Here is a 6,935-nt window from a genome sequence, read left to right on the forward strand (position 1 = left end):
ACTTCACCTTCAGCATCACCCGTATTCCTTTCAACGAGGACTACCAGCCCGCTGACGGCACGCGAATCACCACCAACTTCGCCAACCTGGCCCGCGGCGAATCCCGCCAGGAAAACCTGCGCAACACGCTCGGCATGATCAACAACCGCTTCAACGATCTGGCGCACTGGGACAACCCCAGCGCGGATCGCTACGCGGTCGAGCTGGACATCATCTCGGTGGAGATGCACATCGATGGCAGCGACGGCAGCGATACGTTCCCGTTGATCGAGGTGCTGCGGCCGACCATCGTCGACACGCGTACCGGCGTGCGTACGGAAGGCATCGTCGGCAACAATTTCTCCTCCTACGTCCGCGACTACGATTTCAGCGTCGTGCTGCCCGCCAGCAACGAAGGCAAGGCCACCTTCGGCATTCCCGAAGACTTCGGCGATCTTCATGGCAAGCTGTTCAAGCACTTCCTGGCGTCCGACGCCTACCGTGCGCACTTCAGCAAGCCGCCGGTGATCTGCATCAGCGTGTCCAGCAGCAAGACCTACCATCGCACCGAGAACCACCATCCCATCCTGGGCGTCGAGTATCGGCAAGGCGAGTTCTCCCCCACCGACCAGTACTTTGACAAGATGGGGCTGCAGGTGCGCTACTTCATGCCGCCAGGCAGCGTCGCGCCACTGGCGTTCTACTTCCAGGGTGACCTGCTGGGCGACTACTCGAACCTGGAACTGATCGGCACCATCAGCACGATGGAGGCCTTCCAGAAGATCTACCGCCCCGAGATCTACAACGCCAATTCCGTAGCGGGCAAGGTCTACCAGCCCAGCCTGAAGCACCAGGACTATTCGTCCACCCGCATCGTCTACGACCGCGAAGAGCGCAGCCAGCTGGCCGTCAAGCAAGGCCGGTTCACCGAAGAACACTTCATCAAGCCGTACCGCGCCGTGCTTGAGCAGTGGGCCGCCCGCTGATCAGTCGATTCCCCCTTTCCCACCTGGACACAAGAAACAGCCCGATGAAGAAACTACTGCCCACCTCGACCGCCGGCAGCCTGCCCAAGCCSTCCTGGCTKGCMSAGCCSGAAAAGCTCTGGTCGCCCTGGAAGCTGCAGGATGAAGAGCTGCTGGAGGGCAAGCAGGATGCCCTGCGCCTGTCCCTGCAGGAGCAGCAGCATGCCGGCATCGACATCGTCAGTGATGGTGAGCAGACACGGCAGCATTTCGTCACCACGTTCATCGAGAACCTCAGTGGTGTCGATTTCGAGAAGCGCGAAACCGTCCGCATCCGCGACCGCTACGACGCCAGCGTGCCCACCGTGGTGGGTGCGGTGAGTCGTCCGAAGTCGGTGTTCGTGGAGGACGCGAAGTTCCTGCGCAGGCACACCACGCAGCCGATCAAGTGGGCGCTGCCGGGCCCGATGACCATGATCGACACGCTCTACGATGCGCACTACAAGAGCCGCGAAAAGCTGGCATGGGAGTTCGCCGGGATCCTCAACCAGGAAGCCAGGGAACTGGAGGCGGCCGGCGTCGACATCATCCAGTTCGACGAGCCTGCCTTCAACGTGTTCTTCGACGAAGTGAACGATTGGGGTGTCGCTGCACTGGAGCGCGCGGTCGAAGGGCTCAAGTGCGAAACCGCGGTCCATRTCTGCTACGGCTACGGCATCAAGGCCAACACCGACTGGAAGCAGACGCTGGGTTCGGAATGGCGCCAGTATGAAGAATCGTTCCCGAAGCTGCAGACGTCCAGCATCGACATCATCTCGCTGGAATGCCACAACTCGCACGTGCCGATTGACCTGATCGAGCTGGTGCGCGGCAAGAAGGTGATGGTCGGTGCCATCGATGTGGCTTCCAGCACGGTCGAGACGCCGGAAGAAGTGGCCAACACGCTGCGCAAGGCCCTGCAGTTCGTGGATGCTGACAAGCTCTACCCCAGCACCAACTGCGGCATGGCGCCGCTGTCGCGTGACGTAGCACGAGGCAAGCTGCGCGCGCTCAGCGCAGGTGCACAGATCATCCGCGACGAGCTTCTGGCCCGCGGCTGAGCACGAGTGCGCATGCGGGCGCACACGCTTGGATGGATGAGGCAAAGGCCGCGCGCCAGTGCGGGRGCCCACCGCTCCCACACTGGCGCCGCCTCCCCTGCTCCTGTGCCCCCACACTCAGCGCTGCCAATCCTTCAGGAACAGCCAGGTAATCAACGTGGCATCCGGCCCCTTGGGGTCGGTGAACGGCAAACCGGACTGGCTGCCGCTCCAGGCATGCCCCATTCCCTGCACCACGTAATGCTGCACCAGCGTCCTGCCGCCATAGGTGTAAGAGTCAACCGTGTAGGCACGCCCACCCGGCACCTGGCCGTGGAAGGTGCTGGTCGGCACGTACTTCACCGAGTCGTTGTCCACGCCATCGTCAGCCAGGTCGTTGGTCTGCAGGAACTGGCGCACGGCCTGCTGCCCGTTGATCGGGTTCACCGTGGCGTCGGCGGTGCCATGGAAGACCAGCACCGGGATCGGCCGCGGCGACGGCGAGCCCGAGCACTGCCAGGCCAGGCGCCCGTTGCTGTCCGGTGAGTAGATGCTGCCGGCCAACAGCGCATAGGCGCTGCCGGAGATCGTGGTCGCGCCCTTGTACATGCCGCCGGAATGGATCGCGCCCGCCGCAAACACATCCGAATAGCAGGCCAGCATGATCGAAGTCATCGCCCCGCCGGCGGAAATGCCGGTGACGTACACCCGGTGCGGATCGATGCTGTAGCCCGCTTTCACCTTGTCCACGATGCCGGCCAGGATGGAGGCTTCGCCACTGTCGCGCGCCTGGTTGATCGGCAGCTGCCAGTTCCAGCAGCGTGCGGGGTTGGAGGTTACGTTCTGCCGCGGGTAGACCACGATGAAGCCTTCGGTGTCGGCGACCTCGTTGAAGCCGGAGGCCTCGCCCATCAGGTTCGGCCCGGTCACGCAGCCGTGCAGTACCAGCAGCAGGGGCAGTGGCCGCGTTTCATCGTAGCCGGCCGGCACCCACACCTGGTACTCGCGGGCGCCGAACAGATTGCCGTACAGGCCAACATCCCAATGTCCGGATGGGTCTGCCGCGGAGGCGGTCCCCGTGGTGGCCAGCCATGTGCACAGCAGCAGCATCAGCGCCTTGATTGAATCGATTCCAGATTTCATGACCAGATCCTCATGCGTGAGTCGTGGATGAAGTGGTACCGGAAATCCTCGTGGACCGACCTTCCAGAGGGTGCTGCGACGCCGCTGTCAAACCCAGCCGGTGGCGTAGTAGATGCCGATCACCACGAACACCGCGAGGGTCTTGATGATGGTCACTGCGAAAATGTCCTTGTAGGCCTGGCGATGGGTCAGCCCGGTGACCATCAGCAGGGTGATGACCGCACCGTTGTGCGGCAGGCTGTCCATGCCGCCCGATGCCATCGCGGCAACGCGATGCAGCACCTCCATCGGTATGCCGGCAGCCTGCGCGTTGACGATGAAGGTCTCCGACATCGCCGCCAGGGCGATGCTCATGCCGCCCGATGCAGAGCCGGTGACGCCGGCAAGACCGGTTACGGTGACCGCTTCATGCAGCAGGGGGTCCTTGATCGCCCCCAGCGCGTTGGCCACCACCATGAAGCCGGGCAACGCGGCGATGACCGCGCCGAAGCCATATTCCGAGGCGGTGTTCATGGCGGCCAGCACTGCACCACCGATCGCCGCCTTGGTGCCCTCGGCAAACTGCGTGACTACCGGGCGCCAGGCCAGCGCCAGCACCGACAGGATGCCAACCAGCAGCGCCCCCAGCACGGCCCAGATTGCGGTGATCTTCGCCACGCCCTGCACCACCGGCGCCGAGCTGCCCATGATAGACGGCACGAAGCTGTGCTCCGCGCCGTACCAGTGCGGTATGCCCAGGGTGAACAGCTTGTTGGACACAAACACCAGCACCAGCGGCAGCACGGCAATACCCGCGTGCGCCAGATGGGTGCCTGCGAACGGTGCCGGCTCGTTCACCAGGGTGGCCGGGTCTCCGTAGCCCTCGCTACTGCGTACCGCCGCGCGACGGCGCCACTCCAGGTAGGCCATGCCCACCGCAAGCACGAACACACTGCCCAGCGTACCCAGCACCGGAGCCGCCCAGGTATCGGTGCCGAAGAACGTGGTCGGGATGATGTTCTGGATCTGCGGCGTGCCCGGCAATGCGTCCATGGTGAAGCTGAAGCCGCCCACCCCCAGCGTGGCCGGAATCAGGCGCTTGGGGATGTTGCTCTGGCGGAACATCTCGGCCGCGAACGGATAGACCGCGAACACCACCACGAACAATGACACGCCGCCATAGGTGAGCAGGCCCGACACCAGCACGATCGACAGCATCGCCCGCTGCGGTCCGAACAAGCGGATCGCCGCACCTACGATCGAGCGGGAGAAGCCGGACAGTTCGATCAGCTTGCCGAACACCGCGCCCAGCAGGAACACCGGAAAATAGAGCTTGAGGAAGCCGACCATCTTGTCCATGAACAAGCCGGTGAACATCGGTGCCACCAGCGAGGGATCAGTGAGCAGCACTGCGCCAAGCGCGGCGATGGGCGCGAACAGGATCACGCTGTAACCGCGGTAGGCCACCAGGATGAGGAAGGCCAGCGCTGCAAGTACGATCAGTAACGACATACGGCGCTTCCGGATGGGGACGCGCCCAGTATCCGGATCTGGTGACCGCTGCCGACTGGACCTAGGTCCACTCGCCGGTGCGCAACCGCGCCGCTAGCCTAGCGTCCATGGGTGGCAATGGGCCATTCGCCGCGTACATGCCTTGGGGGAGGACCGAATGAAACGGAATTGCTTGAGCCTGATGATCGGCACGCTGTTGGCCACCGGGCCGGTCCTGGCGCAGGACACACCGCAGGGCACGCCGGCAGCCGCCCGCACCGCTTCGGCCACCAACCTGGACAGCATCACGGTGACCGCACGCAAGCGCGAGGAAACCCTGCAGGAGGTTCCGGTTGCCGTCACCGCCTTTACGTCCGAAGCCCTGGACAAGATGAACATCCAGGACATCAGCGACCTTGATGGACAGGTCCCCAACCTCACCATCTACGCGGCGCGCGGCGCCAGCAGCACGGTCACCGCCTACATCCGCGGCGTCGGCCAGTCCGACCCCACCTGGGGCGCTGACCCGGGCGTGGGCATCTACCTGGACGACGTCTACATCGCCCGTCCGCAGGGTGCGCTGCTGGACGTGTTCGACGTCTCGCGCATCGAGGTGCTGCGCGGTCCGCAGGGCACGCTGTACGGCAAGAACACCATCGGCGGGGCCATCAAGTACATCTCGCGCGGCCTGCCCACCCAGACCGAAGGCTTCGCCCAGATCACCGTGGGCAACTACAGCCAATTGGACGCCAAGGCGGCGATCGGCGGCCCGATCGGCGGGGCCGACAGCGGCCTGCGCGCGCGCGTGGCGGTCGCCAGCATGAATCGTGACGGCTTCGGCGAGAACACCTTCACCAACCAGCCGGTCAGTGACAAGCAGATCAATGCTGCACGCTTCAACCTGGGTGCGTATGCGGGCGACGACTTCGACGTGCAGTTCGCCCTGGACTGGATCGATGACCAGTCCGGCATGCGTGGCTCGAAGATGCTGGCACCCAACCCGTTCGTGCGCGCCTACCCGCCGATGGATGACCGCTACGACATCCGCTCGGGCATGCGCAACCTCAACAGTGTGGAGACCAAGGGCGCCTCGGCCACGGTGAACTGGCGGCCCAGCGAAGACGTTGCGCTGAAGTACGTGGTGGCCAAGCGCGAGTCGGACAGCGACGCGAACATCGACTTCGACAGTACGCCGGTCAAGCTGGCCGATGTGGGTGGCACTTATCATGATGACCAGGTCAGCAACGAGGTGCAGCTGAACTACGATGCCGGCGGCCGCGTGCGCGGCGTGGTGGGCCTGTACCAGTTCAGTGGCGAGGCCGGCGGACAGATCCGCAACAACTTCTTCAACCTGCAGTTCGGCGACACCCGCGGCAAGGTGCTGACCGACAGCATCGCGCTGTACGCCGACTGGACGTTCGACCTGACCAGCAAGCTGAAGCTGGACGTCGGCGCCCGCTACACCGACGAGGACAAGCGCGCGATCGTGCTCAACCGCTTCTACTCGGATGCGACGTTCACCCGTCCGATCGCGGTCGCCGCCGATTTCGACAAGAAGACCAATTTCAAGAACGTCTCGCCCAAGGTGTCGCTGGATTACCAGATCACCCCGGACATCATGGTCTACGGCCTGGCAACGCGTGGCTTCAAGTCGGGCGGCTACAACATCCGCGCCAATGCCGTTGCGGTGCCACGCTCGGCCGAGCCGTTCGATGACGAGACGGTCGACAGCTTCGAGATCGGCAGCAAGATGGCCTTCCTCGATCAGCGCCTGTTCCTGAACCTGTCGGCGTTCCATAACAAGTACAAGGACATCCAGCTGTCGGTGTTCACCGGCATCGATACCAATGGCGACGGCGTCGACGATGCCTTCTTCGGCGATTTCACCAATGCCGGCGCCGGCACCATCAACGGCCTGGAAATCGAGTACCAGTACCTGCCCAGCCAGCACTGGCTGATCTCCGGCAACCTGGCCTGGCTGGATGCCAAGTATGACGAGTACATGGATCGTGGCGTCAACGTGGCCAAGCAGATGAAGTTCACCAACGCACCGGACTTCTCGGGCGCGTTGAACGTGGAGTACCGCACCGACCTGGCCAATGGCAGCAACCTGTCCGCACGGGTGAGCTACAGCTATCAGAGCGAAGTATGGCCGACCACCGATCTGAGCCCGGTGATCCGCCAGGACGGCTACGGGCTGGTCAATGCCGGCGTGATCTGGAAGCTTGACGACGCCTGGACCTTCTCGCTGCAGGGCACCAACCTGGCCGACAAGGAATACCGCACCACCGGTTACAAC

At 63.8% G+C, this 6,935-nt stretch carries 5 protein-coding genes; 3 read left to right on the forward strand and 2 right to left on the reverse strand.

The window, feature by feature from the left end; all coding sequences use genetic code 11:
• Together AB4Y84_RS09095 and AB4Y84_RS09100 are read left to right on the forward strand one after the other, a co-directional pair.
• Nucleotides 1–965, forward strand: a 965-nt coding sequence (locus tag AB4Y84_RS09095) for a DUF1852 domain-containing protein (protein ID WP_442250023.1), incomplete at its 5' end; no start/stop codon positions are given.
• 44 nt (nt 966–1,009) lie between these two features.
• Nucleotides 1,010–2,044 carry a methionine synthase gene (locus AB4Y84_RS09100; RefSeq protein WP_442250024.1) on the forward strand — a complete coding sequence of 345 codons (1,035 nt, stop codon included), beginning with the start codon at nt 1,010–1,012 and terminating at the stop codon, nt 2,042–2,044.
• A gap of 117 nt (nt 2,045–2,161) precedes the next feature.
• On the opposite strand, the gene AB4Y84_RS09105 is transcribed toward AB4Y84_RS09100, so the two are convergent.
• Together AB4Y84_RS09105 and AB4Y84_RS09110 are read right to left on the reverse strand one after the other, a co-directional pair.
• Nucleotides 2,162–3,166: an extracellular catalytic domain type 1 short-chain-length polyhydroxyalkanoate depolymerase gene (locus tag AB4Y84_RS09105; protein ID WP_442243591.1), complete on the reverse strand. Its 1,005-nt coding sequence runs from the start codon at nt 3,164–3,166 to the stop codon at nt 2,162–2,164.
• Between the two features lie 87 nt (nt 3,167–3,253).
• Complete coding sequence (locus AB4Y84_RS09110; protein WP_442243592.1) at nt 3,254–4,657, reverse strand: GntP family permease; 1,404 nt, start codon at nt 4,655–4,657, stop codon at nt 3,254–3,256.
• A 181-nt stretch (nt 4,658–4,838) separates the two neighbouring features.
• On the opposite strand from AB4Y84_RS09110, the gene AB4Y84_RS09115 reads away from it, so the two are divergent.
• On the forward strand, nt 4,839–6,935 hold a 2,097-nt coding region (locus AB4Y84_RS09115; protein WP_442250025.1), incomplete at its 3' end, for a TonB-dependent receptor.

Source organism: Stenotrophomonas sp. 2YAF22, from assembly GCF_052114665.1.
GTDB classification, from domain to species: domain Bacteria; phylum Pseudomonadota; class Gammaproteobacteria; order Xanthomonadales; family Xanthomonadaceae; genus Stenotrophomonas; species Stenotrophomonas indicatrix.

Bases quoted from the DNA above. Each gene is read 5' to 3' on its own strand.
- AB4Y84_RS09105 (WP_442243591.1), bottom strand. From the start codon at position 3,166: ATGAAATCTGGAATCGATTCAATCAAGGCGCTGATGCTGCTGCTGTGC.
- AB4Y84_RS09110 (WP_442243592.1), bottom strand. From the start codon at position 4,657: ATGTCGTTACTGATCGTACTTGCAGCGCTGGCCTTCCTCATCCTGGTG.